This window comes from Natronomonas sp. EA1 (assembly GCF_051195035.1).
Lineage (GTDB): Archaea > Halobacteriota > Halobacteria > Halobacteriales > Haloarculaceae > JBNTJV01.
The window spans coordinates 165,719-182,429 of sequence record NZ_JBNTJV010000005.1; the positions used below are offsets into that span (position 1 = coordinate 165,719).

Annotated in this window: 16 protein-coding genes; 10 read left to right on the top strand and 6 right to left on the bottom strand. The window is 67.8% G+C overall.

The annotated features are described in order from the left end of the window. Positions 1-441: 441 nt before the first annotated feature. The 4 genes from ACQUQR_RS15625 to ACQUQR_RS15640 are packed head-to-tail and all read left to right on the top strand — an operon-like array spanning position 442 to position 5,795. Positions 442-2,223 carry a DUF4129 domain-containing protein gene (locus ACQUQR_RS15625; protein WP_435197448.1) on the top strand — a complete coding sequence of 594 codons (1,782 nt, stop codon included), beginning with the start codon at positions 442-444 and terminating at the stop codon, positions 2,221-2,223. Then, a complete protein-coding gene (locus ACQUQR_RS15630; RefSeq protein ID WP_435197449.1) occupies positions 2,220-2,828 on the top strand; it encodes a DUF7269 family protein in 609 nt (202 codons plus the stop codon). Before ACQUQR_RS15625 ends, ACQUQR_RS15630 begins: the two co-directional genes overlap by 4 nt. Then, complete coding sequence (locus ACQUQR_RS15635; RefSeq protein ID WP_435197450.1) at positions 2,825-4,264, top strand: DUF58 domain-containing protein; 1,440 nt, start codon at positions 2,825-2,827, stop codon at positions 4,262-4,264. Before ACQUQR_RS15630 ends, ACQUQR_RS15635 begins: the two co-directional genes overlap by 4 nt. Next, positions 4,257-5,795 (top strand): hypothetical protein, encoded by a 1,539-nt coding sequence (locus ACQUQR_RS15640; RefSeq protein ID WP_435197451.1) that lies wholly within the window; start codon positions 4,257-4,259, stop codon positions 5,793-5,795. Before ACQUQR_RS15635 ends, ACQUQR_RS15640 begins: the two co-directional genes overlap by 8 nt. A gap of 4 nt (positions 5,796-5,799) precedes the next feature. On the opposite strand, the gene ACQUQR_RS15645 is transcribed toward ACQUQR_RS15640, so the two are convergent. The 3 genes from ACQUQR_RS15645 to ACQUQR_RS15655 all read right to left on the bottom strand — a co-directional run bounded on the left by ACQUQR_RS15645 (position 5,800) and on the right by ACQUQR_RS15655 (position 9,035). Then, positions 5,800-6,759 carry an AAA family ATPase gene (locus ACQUQR_RS15645; RefSeq protein WP_435197452.1) on the bottom strand — a complete coding sequence of 320 codons (960 nt, stop codon included), beginning with the start codon at positions 6,757-6,759 and terminating at the stop codon, positions 5,800-5,802. Between the two features lie 49 nt (positions 6,760-6,808). Next, positions 6,809-8,635 carry a hypothetical protein gene (locus ACQUQR_RS15650; RefSeq protein WP_435197453.1) on the bottom strand — a complete coding sequence of 609 codons (1,827 nt, stop codon included), beginning with the start codon at positions 8,633-8,635 and terminating at the stop codon, positions 6,809-6,811. Positions 8,636-8,714: 79 nt separating this feature from the next. Further along, positions 8,715-9,035 carry a hypothetical protein gene (locus ACQUQR_RS15655; RefSeq protein WP_435197454.1) on the bottom strand — a complete coding sequence of 107 codons (321 nt, stop codon included), beginning with the start codon at positions 9,033-9,035 and terminating at the stop codon, positions 8,715-8,717. 39 nt (positions 9,036-9,074) lie between these two features. Between ACQUQR_RS15655 and ACQUQR_RS15660 the strand changes: the two genes are divergently transcribed. The 4 genes from ACQUQR_RS15660 to ACQUQR_RS15675 all read left to right on the top strand — a co-directional run bounded on the left by ACQUQR_RS15660 (position 9,075) and on the right by ACQUQR_RS15675 (position 12,575). Then, on the top strand, positions 9,075-9,362 hold the full coding sequence (locus tag ACQUQR_RS15660; protein ID WP_435197455.1) for a hypothetical protein: 288 nt from the start codon (positions 9,075-9,077) through the stop codon (positions 9,360-9,362). A 21-nt stretch (positions 9,363-9,383) separates the two neighbouring features. Next, positions 9,384-9,656 carry a hypothetical protein gene (locus ACQUQR_RS15665; RefSeq protein WP_435197456.1) on the top strand — a complete coding sequence of 91 codons (273 nt, stop codon included), beginning with the start codon at positions 9,384-9,386 and terminating at the stop codon, positions 9,654-9,656. 369 nt (positions 9,657-10,025) lie between these two features. Next, positions 10,026-10,523: a gamma carbonic anhydrase family protein gene (locus ACQUQR_RS15670; RefSeq protein WP_435197457.1), complete on the top strand. Its 498-nt coding sequence runs from the start codon at positions 10,026-10,028 to the stop codon at positions 10,521-10,523. A gap of 54 nt (positions 10,524-10,577) precedes the next feature. After that, positions 10,578-12,575: an AMP-binding protein gene (locus ACQUQR_RS15675; protein ID WP_435197458.1), complete on the top strand. Its 1,998-nt coding sequence runs from the start codon at positions 10,578-10,580 to the stop codon at positions 12,573-12,575. A gap of 108 nt (positions 12,576-12,683) precedes the next feature. Here the strand turns inward: ACQUQR_RS15675 and ACQUQR_RS15680 are convergent, their stop codons facing one another. From ACQUQR_RS15680 to ACQUQR_RS15690, 3 genes are read right to left on the bottom strand one after another with little or no spacing between them, the layout of a single operon-like run. Continuing rightward, positions 12,684-13,121 carry a universal stress protein gene (locus ACQUQR_RS15680; RefSeq protein WP_435197459.1) on the bottom strand — a complete coding sequence of 146 codons (438 nt, stop codon included), beginning with the start codon at positions 13,119-13,121 and terminating at the stop codon, positions 12,684-12,686. A 5-nt stretch (positions 13,122-13,126) separates the two neighbouring features. Further along, positions 13,127-13,534, bottom strand: coding sequence for a metal-sulfur cluster assembly factor (locus ACQUQR_RS15685; protein ID WP_435197460.1), 408 nt, complete (start codon positions 13,532-13,534; stop codon positions 13,127-13,129). Between the two features lie 2 nt (positions 13,535-13,536). Beyond that, positions 13,537-14,628, bottom strand: coding sequence for an amidohydrolase family protein (locus ACQUQR_RS15690; RefSeq protein WP_435197461.1), 1,092 nt, complete (start codon positions 14,626-14,628; stop codon positions 13,537-13,539). A 253-nt stretch (positions 14,629-14,881) separates the two neighbouring features. Here ACQUQR_RS15690 and ACQUQR_RS15695 point away from each other — a divergent pair, with 253 nt between their 5' ends. Further along, positions 14,882-15,637, top strand: a complete 756-nt coding sequence (locus ACQUQR_RS15695) for an SDR family NAD(P)-dependent oxidoreductase (protein ID WP_435197462.1) — start codon at positions 14,882-14,884, stop codon at positions 15,635-15,637. A 51-nt stretch (positions 15,638-15,688) separates the two neighbouring features. Next, positions 15,689-16,711, top strand: a 1,023-nt coding sequence (locus tag ACQUQR_RS15700; RefSeq protein ID WP_435197463.1) for an aldehyde ferredoxin oxidoreductase N-terminal domain-containing protein, incomplete at its 3' end; no start/stop codon positions are given.

Here is a 16,711-nt window from a genome sequence, read left to right on the forward strand (position 1 = left end):
AATCTCGTCAGACGAACCGGACACATCGGTCTATCGAACTGGTCGACTCACTCAGCTGGTCGTGTGATTTCGATGGTCTGGTTGGACTATGCTTCTGATTTAATCAATTACTTGCTTTAATCGAAAATACTGTCTAGTTGGTTCAACTAAACGGTTCAACTGGACGTGTGAATCAATTTTACTAATTAGTTAAACCACAATACCGCGGCCGATTTTGCTGGTCGAAGTGCAGAATCAGTAGCACTCGACCGTCCACGCTGGGAGGCGGGCGAACGCGAGTGAACCGGTCGCACCACTCCTCGTCGAGTCCCGGCCCACCGAGGAACGACTTCTCGGGAGCCCGGAACCGGCGCGTCGGCTCGCCGACTCGTCCTCCGGCAGGAATCCCGGGACGGCGAAAGATTGTTATAGCGATTCGCCGACACTCGTCGTATTACCTGAATGTCACCAGACTCACGCCGATTCTCCGGGCTGTTCCTCGTCGGGCTCTGTATGGTGGCATTGCTCATCGGGGGGGCACTGCTCGGGGCAGTCGATGCACCAACACTCGCGGGCCAGGGCAACGAGTCGACGTTCGAGCCGAACACCACCGGGGCGAACGGCGCGAGCGGGGAGGGGAATCGCCAAGGGGATGGCGAGCGCGACGGCGACGGCGAGAGTGACGGCGACAGTGAGAGTGACAGCGACAGTGAAAGCGAAAGTGAAGGCGACGGGTCACCCGACGACGGTGGGGGTGAACCCCAGAGCTTCGACGGCGACATCACGTTCGACATCCGGGTGTCGGAGCCGGTCATCCCCGGCGAGACGGTGACCATCACCGTCGTCCAGAACGGGCGACCCATCGAGGGCGTGCTGGTCGAGATGAACGGCCGGCGGCTCGGCCGGACGGGTGAGTTCGGCCAGGTCGAGGCGACGGTCCCGTTCGACGGCGAACTCCAGCTGCGCGCACAGAAACCGGCCGCGCGGGAGGGGTCCGAACTGTCCTCGCTTGGGGCCGGAACGCGCCTCGACCGGTTCGGCGCGCTCGCCGCACCGACGGCGGCGAACGACTCCGACCCCATCCGTGAGAACGCGAGCGTGCGGACGGATATCACGGTCGTCCCGCTGCGCGAACCGCGGGCGGGCGAGGAGGTGACGTTCCTCGCGCGCATCGACGGGACACCGATCCCCGAAGCGACGGTTCGCCAGGACGGCGAGCGCGTCGGGACGACGAACGCCCAGGGCCGGGTCACGCTCGAGATCCCGTGGCGAAACGCCACGAACGTCAGCGTCGCTCGCGGCGCGGCGTCGGGGAGCTACCGGGTGACGCTGGCGCCGCTCAACGTCACGACGACGACCGCGGGACAGCTCCTGCTGGCGGCGGGGCTCCCGGCGACCGTGCAGGTCACCCAGGACGGTCGCCCCGTCGAGGGGGCGTCCGTCGAACTCGCCAACGCCTCCGCGGGGACGACGGACCGGGCCGGCGGTCTCACGGTCGAGCTTCCGCGACAGAGCGCCGCGACGGTCGCGGTGACGAAGGGGTCGCTCTCCGCGTCGACCCGCGTCACTGGGCTCTACACGCCGTACATCGTCGGCGGTATCCTCCTCACGCTCGGAGTGGGCGCGCTCGTCACGACGGTGCTCCTGCGGAGCCGGTTCACCTCGGCCGCCGCCAGCGGGGCCTCCATCTTCCACCGCGTCGCACACAGCCTGCTGCTCACGGTGATCCGCGTCGCCCGTGCCACCGCGTCGTTTCTCCGGGCGGTCCGGTCAACCCTCGCGGAAGTCATCGAGCGCCTGCGCGAGCGCGACCCCGCGGGTGCGCTCGCCGCGCTCGGCCACCGGATCCGCGCGTACCTGCGTTCGATTCCGGGACGGGTCCGGGCGGCACTCGCGGGGTTCCTCGCGGGGCTTCCCGTCGTGGGGACGACCGACACGCCAGCCGAGACCGCCGTCGAGCAGGCCAGCGTGGACACGCCGACTGCGGCCTCGGTCACGGTCCGGGAGGCGTTCGAACGGGTCCGCGAGCGGGTTCCCCCGCCGACGGAGACCCTGACCCCCGCGGAGGTGGCGAGCCGGGCGATAGAGCGCGGCCTGCCCCCCGACGCGGTCGCCACCATCACCGATGCGTTCCGCGACGTGGTCTACGGGGAGCGCGACCCGACCGCGGTGAGCGAGCCGGTGTCGGCGGCGGCCGAGACCGTCGAACGCTCCGTGACCGAATCGTCGGGGGGTGAGGAATGAGGCTCCTTCGCGCGCTGCGGACCGGCCTCGGGCTCGCGGGGTTCGCCCTCCTGCTCGCGGTGACGCTCGCGCCGGAGCTGTTCTCCTTCCCGAGCCTCGGGCTCGACCTGCGGCAGCTCGACCCGGAGCTGCTCCGGCTCGCCGCGGCTGCCGCCATCGGGCTCAGCCTGCTCTACTCGGTGTTCGCGCCGCAGTACAGTTCGTCGGAGGAGACGCTGGAGTCGCTGCCGCGCGCGCCCCCGGAGGAGATCCACGGCCGCGAGACGCGCCGTGCGGGCGACACCCTCGATGCGGCGTACGACGCGTTGGGCGAGGGGGACACGGAGCTGGCCGACTCCTTCCAGGACCGGCTCCGTTCGGCCGCGGTCCGGCTGTACGCCGTGGCCAACGGCTGCTCGGCGACGGAGGCCCGTCGCGCCGTCGACGAGGGCCGGTGGACGGATGACCCGCGCGCGGCGGCGTTCCTGGGTGACGACGTGGACCCGCTTCCCTTACAGACCCGGCTGTGGGACTTCTTCCGGCCGGGGCATCCGCTCGAACACCGGGTGCGTCACACGGTCGAGGCGCTGGAGGCGTTCGGCGACGACGGGGGTAAGCGCCCGTGAGCCTCCACGTCCACACTCGGTGGCGGTTCGCCGTCCTGCTGACCTTCGCGGTCGTCACCGCCGGCATCGCGCTGTTCGAACCGTCGCTCGTCGTGGCGGGGCTCGTGCCCCTCGGCTACGTCGCCTACGGCTATCTGAGCACGCCACCGTCGCCGGAGCTCTCGGTCTCCCGCGTGGTCAGTGCGGAGACCCCCGTCCCGGGCTCGGAGGTGACGGTCAGGCTCACGGTGACGAACGAGGGGGAGTCCATCGCGCCGGACATCCGGATCGTCGACGGTGTGCCCGGCCCCATCCCCGTCGCGGAGGGGAGCCCGCGGGCGGCGGTGACGCTGCTGCCCGGGGAGTCGACGACCCTCGAGTACACGGTCGGCGCCCGCCGCGGTGTCTACCGGTTCGAGGACGTCTCCGTCCGGGCGCGGAGCATCCCCGGCGGCCACGTCCGCACCGAGTCGCTGACCGCGGACGGCGCCGACCGGCTCCGCTGTCTCCAGTTCATCGACGCGTTCCCCCTCCCCCGCCAGACCCGCCAGTACGTCGGCTCCTCGCCCGCGGAGACGGGTGGCGAGGGCGTGGAGTTCTACGGTTCCCGCGAACACCAGCCGACCGACCCCGCGAGCCGTATCGACTGGAACCGGCTCGCGAGCACCGGTGAGCTGACGACGCTCGTCCACCGGGAGGAGCGCTCCCGGACCATCGTCTTCCTGCTCGACGGGATGGAGGCGTCGCGGGTCGGTGGCGGCGAGGGCACCTACACCGGCGTTGAGCTGAGCGCGTACGCCATCGAGCGCGGTGCGTACGCGCTGCTCGCGGAGAACGACAGCGTCGGGCTCGCCGTCTTCGGCCAGTCGCTCGCCGACCGCCCGACGTTCGTGAAGCCGGGCGGGAGCGACACCACGCTCGAACGCATCCGCTACGTGCTCGCCGGCATCGGCCCGTTCGTCGAGGGGGCGCTCTCCGAGGCCGAGTCGGCCGATGAGCGCGAGCACACGGAACCGGGGGAGACCGACGACGCGCCCGCGGAGCCCGCGACGCCGGCGGAACCCGAGACACCGGGTGAGGACGCCCCGGCTTCGGACAGCGTCGAGGCCGACGGTAGCGGGGCCACGACTGCTCAGACGGTGCTCGCGCAGACGCCACGTGACGCCCAGTACGTGCTCGTGAGCCCGCTTTTAGACGACGGCTCGCTGACCTCGCTGGAGGCGTTCACCGAGGCCGGGCGCACGGTGACGGTGCTCTCGCCCGACGTGATCCGCGGCGACTCCATCGGGTCGCGCATCGAGCGGGTGAACCGCCATCGGCGTATCCGCGAGGCTCGCGCCAGCGGCGTCTGGGTCATCGACTGGGACGCGGAGGAGCCGCTCTCAGCCGCGCTCGTCCGCGGGGCGGCCGCCGGCGGTGGCTCCACCGTCGAGGGAACGGGGTGGTCCGATGCGTAGCCACCTCTCGCTCCCGTCGAACGCCGCCGTCAGGTCGTTCCTGTCGCGGTTCTCGCTCCCGACGCCCGCCCCCGACCAGACGCTGGCTTCGGCGGGGCTCGTCACGCTCTGTACGCTCCTCGCGCTGGGGCTCGCCCTCGCCAGCGGGGTCCCGACCCCGACGCTCGCGGCACCGGTCGTCGGCGGGCTGCTCGTCACCGTCGCCATCGGGGGGCTGGGGACCGACCGCGCTCTCGCCATGCTCGTCGGGGGCGCGTGTCTCCCGCTCGGTATCGCGGCGTGGGTCGCCGGCATCGCCGCCGGTATCGTTGCCCTCGGCCTTCCCGCGGCCGCGCTGCTCGGCTGTCTCGGCCTGCTCGTCGGCCTCGGCTGGACCGGCATGCTCACTGGGGCGCTCGACCGCGCGTCCGTCGCCGCCGCGGTCAGCCGCTACCTGCTCGCCCTCTTCGGCGTGTTCTTGCTCGGTGGGGTCGTCGTCCTCTTCGTCGGCGGGCTGCTGACCGCCATCACCGGCATCGTCGTCGAGTTCACGACGGTCGCCATCGACGCACTCACGGAGACGGCCCGCCCCGTGCAGGCGGCCGGCCCGACGCTCGTGCTCCTCGGGGGCAGCTTCCTCCTGCTCCAGCGGGTCAGCCGGCGCGTGTCGGTCCCGTACGTCCTCACGGAGGAAACCCGCGAGTCGGCCGAGGAGGCGCTCGATGACCTGGCGAGCGTCTCGTCGGTCCTCGCCGTCGCCCTCGCCTCGTTCGGGATGCTCACCACCTTCGCGGTGCTCGCAGAGCTCATCGCCAACCCCTCGCCGCTCTGGGCGGCGCTCGGGCTCGTCGGCTCGGCTCCCGTCCGGTGGCTGGCGTTCGGGCAGGGCGTGGCCTGCGCGGTGGCGCTGGTGGCGCTCTGGGGCTACCGGCTCACCGACTGGCTCTCCGTTTCGCAGGTGGTGACCGCGGTGTTCCCGCTCCTCGGGCTGCTCGGCGGAGCGGTCCTGCTCGTCCTCGCGCTGCTCCAGAGCGGCGAGCTCGCCACTCTCCGCCAGCTTCCGGTGCTCGCCGAGGTGGTCGCGGATATCGAGGGTGGCGTCGGGGTCGCGGCGCTGCTCGCCGCCGCGATGCTGTTCGCCGGGGGGATCTTCCAGACGCTGCTGTATCTCCTCTACGGCCGGCTCCCGAGTGACGCCCCGGCTATCGGCGTGCTCGGGGTCGGGCTGGCGGTTCTCCCCGTGGCCCTCGTGCTGCTGGACGGCTCCGTCCTGGTCGTCATGGCGGCGCTCGCGCTCGCGGTGCTCACCGTCGATGCGGGCCGCTACGGGGCGACGCTCGCGGCAGAAGTCGGGCGCACGGCGGGGCTCCGGACGGAGCTGACCCACACCACGGCCGGCGTCGGCGTCGGCGTGGTCTGTGTCCCGGTCGCCTGGGTCGCGGCCGGCAATCAGCTCGTCTCTGTCCCCCCGCTCTCGCTTCTCACCTATCTCCTCGGAATCGCGGGGCTGGTCGTCGTCCTGTTCGCCATCGGGCGACAGCTGTCGGCTTGACGTCCTAGACCGGGTTCGCGACCTCCGGGACCTCGATGGCGTCGAGGGCGTCCCGGACCACGGCCCGCTTGTCGACCGACCGCATCTCCGCTTCGGTCGTGAGGACGAGTCGGTGCGCGAGCGCCGCGGGCGCGGCGGCCTTCACGTCCTCTGGCGCGACGTAGTCACGCCCCGCCTGCATCGCCCACGACCGGCAGACCTCGACGAATCGCTGGGTGCCGCGCGGGGAGACGCCCACGTCGACACGGCTGTCCGTGCGCGTCTTGCGGGCGATGCCGACGATGTACTCGCGGATGGCCTCCTCCACGTGGATATCTTCGGGAACGGACTGGAGCTCTCTGACCGTCTCCGTATCGACGACGGCTTCGACCTCGGGGTCCTTCGTCCGCCGGCTCAGTCGCCGGTTGACGAGCTCGAGCTCCCCCGCCTCGTCGGGGTAGCCGAGCGAGGACTTCATCATGAAGCGGTCGACCTGCGCCTCTGGGAGCTGGAACGTCCCCTCCTGCTCGACGGGGTTCTGCGTCGCGATGACGAAGAACGGGTCCGGGAGCTCGTGGGTCTCCCCCGAGACCGTCACCTGTCGCTCCTCCATCGCCTCTAAGAGCGCGGCCTGGGTCTTCGGCGGGGCGCGGTTGATCTCGTCGGCGAGTACGACGTTCGCGAACACCGGCCCGGGGTTGAACGCGAAGCTCGCCGTGTGTTCGTCGTACACCTCGACGCCCGTGATGTCGCTCGGCAGGAGGTCCGGCGTGAACTGCACGCGGTTGAACGACAGCCCGAGCGTCTCCGCGAAACTCCGTGCAGTCAGGGTCTTCCCCGTCCCCGGCACGTCCTCTAAGAGCACGTGCCCCTCCGCGAGCAGCCCTGCGAGGATGGTCCGGAGGAACTCGTCCTCGGCGATGACTGCCCGGTGGATCTCGTCGCGAATCGCGTCCGTCGTTTCGGCTGGGTCGGTGAGTGTCACTGCCCGTGACGAGACGGAGCGGTTACTAAAATGTATCTTCGAGAGAGTGTTAGCCGAACAGCCCGCCGAGGAGTCGGTTCAGGTAGGCCTGCAGGTAGGTCAGAAGCGAGGTCTTCGTGGTGGGGTCGGTGCCGAGCAGGCGTTCCGCACGGTCGCCGTAGCTGTCACCGTCGGTGTCGGTCGTAGTCGGGTCCAGGCCGGCGTCGCGTTCGAGGCTGTCACCGAGCCCGTCACCGTCCGTATCGGCACGCAGGGGGTCCGTCCCCAGCTCGACCTCTCGCCCGTCTGAGAGCCCGTCACTGTCCGTGTCCTCGTACCGTGGGGAGGTGCCCGCCTCCAGCTCCGCGCCGTCCGAGAGCCCGTCACCGTCCGAGTCGGCCGTGGTGGGGTCGAGCGCCAACTCGAGCTCCCGGCCGTCTGAGAGCCCGTCGGCGTCCGTATCCGCGACGGTCGGGTTCGTCCGCGGGGCTGTCAGCTCCGCAGCGTCGGAGCGGCCGTCTCCGTCGGTATCCGCCTCGGTCGGGCTCGTGTCGAGCTCCTGGGCCTCCCGGCCGTCTGAGAGCCCGTCACCGTCCGTGTCCACGCGGAACGGGTGCGTCCCGCTCGCCCGCTCACGAGCGTTCGAGAGTCCGTCGCCGTCGGGGTCGTGTGACCCGCCCATGGTGTGGCTGTGGGGGCTGTCCGGCCCGGGCGCGAGCGCGTTCGTCTCGACGTACTGCTCGAAGTCGTCGGCCACCGCGGGGGTCGAAACCGCCGCGATGGTCCGGTAGAACGTGCCCGCGGTGAGCGTCTGGCGACGGTTGATGCGGTCGAACACGTCCGCGAGCGTCCGTTCGTGGTCCGTCGCCTCCCGGATGCGCCCGTCGAGATAGCCGAGCGCGCGTTCGCCCTTCACGTAGGGGACGAGCGGCGACTGCCACGTGTCACGCTCCGCGAGCACCGCGCCCCCGAACGCGTCGACGGTGATAGCCGACCGGAACCCGCTGTACGAGAGCCGCTGCTGGCTGAACGTCTCGTGGCTGGAGTAGTAGTTCGCGGAGGCCTCGACGAGCCACTTCATCCGGCTCGTCGTCCCGAACCGCTGGCGGGTGTGGACGTACTCGTGGACCCAGACGCTCGAATCCGCCGCGACGGCGAACTCGTCACGGACGATGGCGTTGGAGCCGGTGGCGACCCCACCCCACGGGGTGGTGATCCCCGCTGACGGCAGCGAGAGGATGGTGACGCGGTCGCTGTGCCCACCGATGGGGAGTTCCTCGCTCGTCGTCGCCAACTGGTCGAGAATCGTCTCCGGCTGCGAGACCGGGGCGCCCGCCTCGGGGACGACGAGCCGGATCTCCTCGCCGCCGGCCGTCCGCGTGTAGGTCTCGACTGGCCCGATGAACGTCCACTGGTCGGTCGAGTAGCCCGGGCCGGCCGTCGTCACCGTCGGCAGCCCATGCTGCCCGCTCACGTCCGGGACGGCGCGGTACGTCCCGACCATGGCCCACACACCGGGGTCGACGGCCATCGGGTCGCCGAGCTTCTGGGCGACGACGCTGTGGTTCACGAGCCTGATCTCGTAGGCGATGGAGGGGTTCGGCGTCGACCCGTCGTACCGGTAGACCCCCTCATCGACGCGCTCGAAGCCGGTCGTTCCGGTCACCGTAGTGTTCAGCCCCATCCCAGCGAAGGAGACGGTGAACGACCCGCTCGCACCGGCGAACCGTGCCGTCGCGAGGATCCGACCCGGCCGCTCGTCGTTGTCGAGCGTGACGGTCGTGTCGACGGTTGCGGTGGTCGGCGTCGTCTCGGCCGCGGCCGCGACACCCGAGGCGGCCGGCGCGGCGACGAGTGCGAGCGTGAACACGACGAGGAGGAGCTGCCTGAAGCGCACTACCTCTCACTCTCGATGGCCGATATTGAAAGTTGTGCAACATCTGGTGGCGGGGCCCCGCCATCCGCCCGGGTGACCGTCACCCGCTCGTGTGGTGGACGGTGTACCCGAACACCGCTGCGGTCGGGTCACACGTCACCTCGGCGATGCCCTCGTACCCGAGGTTGAGGAGCTGTGGCAGCTCGTCGGCCGCCGGGTCGTAGTCGTGGAGCGACTGCGCCTCCGGGATGTCCGCGACGGCCGTCTCCTCGTGCGGGTGGTGGTCGTGGTTGCCGGGGACGTAGTAGATCGGTACCGCTGCCTCGGCCAGCCGCGCGAGGAACGCCTCGGCGAGCTCGAGGGGTTCCAGGACGCCCACCGCATCGACCGGGCGGAGATCCTCGCGTTCAACGTCCCCCATCCCGACGGCGTTCCGATCGATTCGCTCCCGTCGGAGACGTTGTGCCCGCGACTCTCTCGGCTTCGCGATGCCAAGGACCACGCCCAGGCCGTCCTCGACGGGGAGGCGTCACCCGCCACCCTGAGTGCAGTCCAGGAGACCATCGAGGCGGCCGCTCCCGAACTCGACGACTCGCTCCCCGGGGTCGACGAGTACGACGACGACTCGTACCCCCAGGCGGTCGTCTACAGGGTGGAGGAGTACCTCCATCCGACGGCGAGTCTGGACACCGTGCCGGAGTGGGTCCGGCTGGCCCGACTCTGTGAGCGGTATGCCCGCGAGATCTGACCTGCCCCACCTCCTCGAGCGATGACGACCGACGAGACGGACCCCTGGCTGACGGAGACCGCCGAGACACCGTACGAGGCCGCCCGGGCGCTCGCACCGAGTGGCGACGACGTCCGCTGGATAGATGGCCTCCGTGGACTCTCGGACGATCCCGACCCGCTAGTGGGGGAGGTCCCGGAGCACTGTGAACTCACGGTCATCTACGAGGACCGCCCGGTGAAGCAGTGGTGTATCCAGCTCTCGCGAACGGCGGGTGGGTGGCAGGCGACCCTTACCGGCAGCAAGCGCGTCTGACCAGCGGACCCCTCCGATTATCGTGAGAACTCTCAATTTACGTTTCTATCTTGAACGTTGAACTACTCCCAGTACTGTAGCAAGCGAATAGCACGCCCTGTCCTGCGAGATAGGGTCCTTCAGGCGCCAAAGCCGGTGTTTGCAGCTTCATAAACCCACGAATGACGAATCGCATACCTCAAATCGCGAGATGGAACGAGAGCGCGCTTCCCGCCGGGATCGAGCCATCTGAACGCCATTTCATCGTGTGGATTCGATATGACACTTGAATTACTATACAAAACTCCTAACTGGAAGATTATGTGTTAAGAACATCACTGTCGTTGTCCCATTCGATAGCACTATTGTCCGGTAGCGACTCCTCCCGCTATGCAACGCGGAGTGATGGATTCCTCCCCTGAGATCGCGGCATCGGCTTTCGTTTCGGAGATGGCGTACGTCGTCGGCGACGTTACGGTCGGCGAGCGTTCGAGCCTCTGGCCGTTCGTCTGCCTCCGAGGCGATAGTGGTCCCACTGAAGTCGGCGAGGAGACGAACGTCCAGGAGTTCTCGATGCTCCACGGGGCGACCATCGGCGACCGGGTCACCATCGGCCACAACGTGGTCGTCGACTACGCGACCGTCGAGGACGACGCGCTCGTCGGGATGTCGAGCACGGTACAGAAGGACGCGGTCGTGGAGTCGAACTGCCTGGTCGCCGCGGGGAGCCTCGTCACCGAGGGACAGACGATTCCGGAGGGCCACCTCGCGTACGGCGCGCCCGCGGAGACGCGACCGATCACGGACGACCAGCTCGAAGAGCTCGTCCGCGTCCAGGAGCTCTACGTCGAGCACGCGGCGACTTACAGGGACGCAGAACTGGAGTAGTTCGCCCGAACGGGAACGCTATTGTGCCTGCGTGAGAGAGTCTCACGTGAGGGCATGTCAGCCGATTCACCAGCGGATAGTGAGCGTATCGTATACGACCCCGACCAGGCGTTCGTGGAGTCGACGAACGTCTGGCGGTTCATGCAGGAGTACGGCATCGACAGCTACGACGAACTCATCGAGCGCACCGTCGACGAAGACCTCGACGGGGAGTCGGGCGTCGAGTGGTTCTGGGACGAGCTCGTCGACTACCTCGACATCGAGTTCTACGAGGAGTACGACACGGTTCGCGACGACACCGACGGCCCGCAGTTCTCCGACTGGTACCCAGGAGGAGAGATCAACATCGCCCACAACGTCGTGGACAGACACGCCGCGGTCGACTCGGAGAACAGAAATCGGGTCGCTTGCATCTGGGAGGGGGAACCGGGCGACACGCGCGAAATCACGTACCACGAACTCGGCCGGCAGTCCTCGAAAGTGGCGAACGCCCTCGAAGAACGGGGTATCGAGAAGGGCGACACGGTGGGGCTGTACATGCCGATGGTCCCCGAGGTCATCTCCATCCTGTATGGGTGTTTCAAGATCGGCGCCATCGCCGTCCCCATCTTCTCCGGCTTCGGCGTCGATGCCACGGCCACCCGCATCGAAGACCCCGAGGTCGACGTGCTGTTTACCGCAGACGGGTTCTACCGCCGCGGCAGCGAGGTCACGCTGAAAGGGACCGCCGACGAGGCCATCGAGGACGCCGACACCGACGTTTCCTCCGTTATCGTCTACAATCGCTTAGGAAGCGAGGACATCCCGTGGGTCGACGGCCGCGACGAGTGGTGGGACGACGCCATCGAGTCTCAAGATGATTCGTTCGACACCGTCCACCTCGACTCCTCGGACGAGTCGATGCTGCTCTACTCCTCGGGGACGACGGGCAAACCGAAAGGTATCGTCCACACGCACGCGGGCGTGCAGGTCCAAACGGCCAAAGAGATCCACTTCGGCTTCGACCAGAAGCCCTCCGACCGGTTCTTCTGGGTCTCCGACATCGGGTGGATGATGGGGCCGTGGACCCTCATCGGCAACCACACCTTCGGGGGCACCATCTTCATGTACGAAGGCGCCCCCGATTACCCGAACCCGGACCGCTTCTGGGAGATGATCGACCGCCACAAACTCACCCAGTTCGGCATCTCACCGACGGCCATCAGAGCCCTGCGGAAGCAGGGGGAGGAGTGGCTGGAGGGCCACGACCTCTCCTCCCTTCGAATTTTGGGCTCCACGGGCGAGCCGTGGGACCCCGAGTCCTGGATGTGGTTCTACGAAATCGTGGGAGGCAGGGAGTGCCCCATCATCAACATCTCCGGCGGGACCGAAATCTGCGGCTGCTTCCTCATGCCGCTGCCTGGGCAACCCCTGAAACCCTGCGCGCTCGGTGGCCCCGGCCTCGGCATGGACATCGACGTCGTGGACGCGCGTGGGGAGTCGGTCGCCGACGACCACGAACGGGGCTTCCTCGTCGCGCGGGATTCCTGTCCCTCGATGACGAAGTCGCTCTGGTCGGGCGACGAGCGCTACCTCGAGGAGTACTGGGACAGCTTCGAGGATATCTGGGACCACGGCGACTGGGCCCAGAAGGACGAGGACGGCTTCTGGTTCCTCCACGGCCGCGCGGACGACGCACTCAACGTCGCCGGCCGCAAGGTCGGCCCCGCGGAGATCGAGGGCGTGTTGACCGACCACGGGTCGGTGAACCAGGCCGCGGCGGTCGGTGTGCCGGACGACACCACGGGAACCGCCGTCGTCGCCTACGTCATCCTCGAAGCGGGCGTCGACGAGACGGACGACCTGCGCGAGGCGCTCCGCGAGCAGGTCGGCGAGGCCCACGGCAAGCCGTTCCGGCCCCGCGAGCTCATCTTCGTCGAGGAGTTCCCGAAGACCCAGTCCGGGAAGGTGATTCGCCGCGCCATCGCCTCCATCTACCAGGGCGAGGAGCTCGGCGATATGTCCTCCATCGAGAACCCCGATGCGCTGGAGGCGCTCCGCGAGGCGTCGTAAGCCACGGGGCTACGGTGCTCGGGGGGAGCGATTCGATTTTCTCCGAAACGCGACGAACGGAAACGCACGCGACGAACGGAAACGCGCGAAAAGGACGACGTGCGTGGCTCAGCTCTCGGTGAGCGGGACGCAGACGACGGGCACACGCGAGGATAGAAGGATGTCCTGTGCCGTGGAGCCGAAGACGAGTTTCCCCGTCGGACTCCGTTTCCGGAGCCCGATGACCACCTGATCGGCCCCGTGGCTGTGCGCGTACTCGACGATCTCGGCGGAGGGGTCACCGGCCTCGATGGCCGTCTCAACGTCACCGAGGGCTTGGAGCCGGCCCCTGACCGATTCGAACAGGTCCTCGGCTTCCGTTCGTTCCCGGTCGTACCAGCCTTCCGGTCGGTCGCGTCCCCCTCGGGAGGGGTTCGTCTTCTTCTCCGTGTACTCGATGACGTGCAGCAGCGTTACGTCGACATCGTCGTACGTCGCGGTGAGGTACTCACAGACCACCTCGGCCTGCGTCTCGTCGGCGACCGGGACGAGCAGTGACTGGGGCATCGTCCTCACTGACTCCGTTCGGCGTACGGGGTGATGCCGGCGGCCTCCATCTGGTCGTAGAACCGCTGGCGGCGGGCGGTGCGCTCGCGCTCGGACATCCGCTCGTGCGTCCAGATCTCACCGGAGGTGTCCTGATGCACCTCGACCGAATCGACCTCCGGGAGCGCGCCGACGCGCTCACGAATCTCGTCGTTCATATCCAGGAAGTAGGTACACCGCTGAGAGGTGAGCAGGAGGACGACCTCCACGGCGCCGTCGTCGACGGTAATCTCGTCGACGAGTCCCAGGTCGACGATGTTGACCGGATGCTCGCTCATACAGCTACACGGGTCGAGCACCTCGAGCAGCTGGTCGCGGATCTTCGATTTCAGCTCGTCGTCGAACGGCTGGTCGGGGGTGATTGCACTGGACATGGTCAGTCGTCGGCAGTCGCCGTCGGGGCGTCGTAGGTCGACCACGGCTCCGCGGGGTAGTCGTCGGACGCACGGCGCTCCTCGCGCAGCTCGTCCCACTTGTCGCCCTTGATATCCTTCTTGATCTGTTCGGGGTCCTTCCCGAGCAGCCGGAGGGCGTTCCCGCCGAGGATCTTCTCTTTGTCCTCCTGGGTGACCTCCGGGTAGTCCTCGCCGGCGCGGAGCTCCTCGGGCATCTCGAAGTTCCAGATCCCCTCGATGGGGGGCTGTGGATGCAGCGCGGTCGCCCCGCCCGCGTAGACGATGCGGTCCGGGCCGGCCCAGTAGAGCATCTCGCCGAGCGCCCGGGCGAACTTCTTCGGGCGGGTGTTCACGAGACAGGCGGTGTTTTCGAGGTTGGCGTAGACGTTGTCGTGACTCGCCATCGCCAGCACGGTCTCCTCGATGAAGGAGAAGCCTGCGTGGATGATCTCGAAGTTCAGGTCAGGGAAGGAGTTCGCCGCGTCCTCCACGTCGTCGGGGGTGAAATACCGGACCGGTGCCGTCGCGAACGGGATGAACTTGTGGATGGCGAGAGTGTCCACCTCCGAGTCGGCGATGCGCTCCAACAGCGGCCAGACGGAGTCCTCCGTGAGCTGCAGCGAGAGGTCGTTCCCGTTCTGGTACCGCGCCGGGTAGAACTTGATCCCCTCCACCCCGTCACGCCGCGCGAACTCCTCGATCTGGTCGCCGGCATCGTCCTCGAGCGGGTTGATGTCCACGTACATAGACGAGCGGTTCGGGTTCTGCTCTAAGAACTCGAACCCCTTCTCCCGGGAGACGTAGCCGTCCTTGAAGTAGTCGTCGAGCGGGAGGGAGTGGTAGACCGTGTAGTCGATCTGGCTCTCCAAGAACAGCAGCCGCGCGAGCTCTTCGGGCTGGTGGTCGCGGTAGAACACCTCCTCGGACGGGACGTAGCCGTCGGGGAGGAGCTTCGCGCCGAGTTCGTACGTCTCGTCGTCCCAGCGCTGTGCGTGCGGGTGCTTGTGGTTCTCCGGTGTGTGGTTGAAACAGTGGGAGACTGAATCAACGACTAACGCGCCACTATCTAACATACCACGTGTGGGTTGCTGAGAAACTATAATAAATCTTGGGGTAGATAGCGACACCTGAATAGTTATATCTCTATTCGGGATCGGGACCCGAAGCTTCTTGCCGGTCTACTACAATCGTTCGCGTAGTTATGCTAGCCAAGGCTTCACACAGGGGCTGCTGTACCGGCCTCACCCCCCGGAATGGCGGGAGAACCGACTGCGACGAACGACGACCGATAGCGGTCACGGGCGGGTGCGCGCGTGGTGATGCCCGATGACGGGGCGTCTCGAAGGGGCGGCCGCACTCGTCACCGGTGCGTCCTCCGGCAACGGGCGGGCGATCGCCCGTCGGTTCGCCGAGGAGGGTGCTGCCGTCACGGTCGCCGACATCCGCGAAGACCCCCGACTCGGCGGGGACCCGACCCACGAGCTCGTCGAGGCGGCCGGTGGTGACGCCCAGTTCGTCGAGTGCGACGTGAGCGACCCCGACGATATCCGCGCGGCCGTAGACGCCACCATCGACGCGTACGGCTCGCTCGACGTGATGGTGAACAACGCGGGTGTCGAACGCCAGCTCCCCATCGGCGATGTGACCGAGGAGGACTACGCGTGGCTGATGGATATCAACCTCAAGGGCGTCTACTTCGGGAGTCAGGCAGCCATCGACGTGATGCGCGAACAGTCGGAGGGCGGCGCCATCATCAACATGTCCTCTATCGCCGGCATCCGGGGGCTGGAGAACTCCTCGCTCTACTGCACTTCGAAGGGCGGCGTCACGAACCTCACACGGGAGCTCGCCGTCGAGCAGGGCCCCCACGGCATCCGGGTCAACGCGCTCAACCCGGGGTTCATCGAGACGGCGATGACGGTCGAGGACGGCGATACCGCGGACGGCATCCTCTCGCAGACCCCGCTCGGCCGCGCAGGCCAGCCGGAGGAGGTCGCCGACGCGGCGCTGTTCCTCGCGAGCGAGGAGTCCTCGTTCGTCACCGGTCACAACCTCGTCATGGACGGCGGGTTCACCGCCTAGAGAGGGAGACGTAGGAACGTTTATTGGCGATTGCCACTGTGTATCACGCGTATGCTATGCGTAGAGGGCCCACTCCGTCGTATCGACGTTGGGGCACGAGAGACACGGACCGAGTCCATCGACTCGGTCACGGAATCGTTCATCGGCGGCCGTGGTGTCGCGACGAAACTCGCACACGACTGCATCCCGTTCGACGCGGACCCGCTCGGTCCGGAGAACAGCCTCTTCTTCGCGACCGGGCCGATGCAGACCTCGAACATGAGCTTCACCGGCCGGATGAACTGCACGGGGGTCTCCCCGCTCACGGGCGGGCTGCTCTCGTCGAACGCGGGGGGGTTCATGTCGCGGCACTTCGCCGACACCGGCTGTGCCGCCGTCGAACTCACCGGCCAGAGCGACGAGCTCCTCATCGTTCACGTCACCGACGAGGGCGTCGAGTTCGAGGCGGTCCCCGAACTCGCGGGTGCGACCGTCCCGGAGACGAACGACTACATCGAGGCGGAACACGGCCTCGACAGCGAGCACGTCGCCTGCATCGGGCCGGGCGGTGAGAACGAGGTCCGGTTCGCCTCCATCATCACCACGGGGTCGCGCGCGTTCGGCCGCGGCGGCCTCGGGGCCGTCCTCGGCGCGAAGAACGTGAAGGCCATCACCTTCGATGGGGACTCCCGGCGTGAGGTCGAGATCCCGCCGGTCCACATGGACATCCACCGCGAGGCGGCCACCTCCGACCACATCATGAAAGAGCAGGGGACGACGAGCGTCGCCTCGCTCGCGAACGAGGTGCAGGCGTTGCCCACCCGCTACTTCTCGGAGCTCAGTTTCGAGGGCATCGAGGGGATCAACGGCGACCGCGTCGCCGAGAAGAAGTACAAGAAGGGGACCTGCTCGTCGTGTGCGTTCGCGTGCAAGCTCCCGACCAAAGACGAGGAGGCGGGCGTGGAGACGGAGGGACCGGAGTACGAGACGGTGATGGCGTTCGGCTCCAACCAGGGTGTCGACGACATCGTCGACGTGATGAAGTCCAACGAGCTGTGTGACCGCTACGGCCTCGACGCCATCTCCTGTGGGAAC

Excerpts from the sequence above, each read along its gene's own strand:
- ACQUQR_RS15625 (WP_435197448.1), top strand. The coding sequence starts at position 442 with ATGTCACCAGACTCACGCCGATTCTCCGGGCTGTTCCTCGTCGGGCTC.
- ACQUQR_RS15630 (WP_435197449.1), top strand. The coding sequence starts at position 2,220 with ATGAGGCTCCTTCGCGCGCTGCGGACCGGCCTCGGGCTCGCGGGGTTC.
- ACQUQR_RS15640 (WP_435197451.1), top strand. The coding sequence starts at position 4,257 with ATGCGTAGCCACCTCTCGCTCCCGTCGAACGCCGCCGTCAGGTCGTTC.
- ACQUQR_RS15655 (WP_435197454.1), bottom strand. The coding sequence starts at position 9,035 with ATGGGGGACGTTGAACGCGAGGATCTCCGCCCGGTCGATGCGGTGGGC.
- ACQUQR_RS15665 (WP_435197456.1), top strand. The coding sequence starts at position 9,384 with ATGACGACCGACGAGACGGACCCCTGGCTGACGGAGACCGCCGAGACA.
- ACQUQR_RS15670 (WP_435197457.1), top strand. The coding sequence starts at position 10,026 with ATGCAACGCGGAGTGATGGATTCCTCCCCTGAGATCGCGGCATCGGCT.
- ACQUQR_RS15675 (WP_435197458.1), top strand. The coding sequence starts at position 10,578 with ATGTCAGCCGATTCACCAGCGGATAGTGAGCGTATCGTATACGACCCC.
- ACQUQR_RS15680 (WP_435197459.1), bottom strand. The coding sequence starts at position 13,121 with ATGCCCCAGTCACTGCTCGTCCCGGTCGCCGACGAGACGCAGGCCGAG.
- ACQUQR_RS15685 (WP_435197460.1), bottom strand. The coding sequence starts at position 13,534 with ATGTCCAGTGCAATCACCCCCGACCAGCCGTTCGACGACGAGCTGAAA.
- ACQUQR_RS15690 (WP_435197461.1), bottom strand. The coding sequence starts at position 14,628 with ATGTTAGATAGTGGCGCGTTAGTCGTTGATTCAGTCTCCCACTGTTTC.
- ACQUQR_RS15695 (WP_435197462.1), top strand. The coding sequence starts at position 14,882 with ATGACGGGGCGTCTCGAAGGGGCGGCCGCACTCGTCACCGGTGCGTCC.